1 pseudogene is annotated in these 338 nt (G+C 59.2%); it reads left to right on the top strand.

Annotated elements, in window-relative coordinates:
* Positions 1-21: 21 nt before the first annotated feature.
* Positions 22-338, top strand: a pseudogene (locus DDR33_RS25415) (hypothetical protein); the annotation flags it as partial.

Raw genomic sequence — 338 nt, 5'->3', positions numbered from 1 at the left:
TCGCAGTACAGCTACGACCACATGGGGCGCAAGCGGCAGCAAAGGCAAAGCATCACCGGCAGTGACGGAGTAACCGTATCCCGGGCCGTACCGGCCCAGTACGAATACAACGAACTGGGTCAGCTCTATAAGAAATACCTGCACTCGCAGGACACTGGCACAGGACTTGCCCCCGTCAGCAGCTTTATGTACCCGCAGACCTACAGCTACCATGCCCGGGGCTGGCTGAAAGGGACCAGCTCCGCAGAGTTCAGCCAGACGCTGAACTACGAAGAAGGAAGCCGCTACAACGGGGACATCACCTCGGTGAACTGGACGCTGGCAGGCAGCAGCAAGAC

The organism is Pararcticibacter amylolyticus (genome assembly GCF_003130405.1).
GTDB classification, from domain to species: Bacteria; Bacteroidota; Bacteroidia; order Sphingobacteriales; family Sphingobacteriaceae; genus Arcticibacter; species Arcticibacter amylolyticus.
Note: the sequence above shows the minus strand (reverse complement) of the source record. Positions and strands in the feature narration are given on the sequence as shown.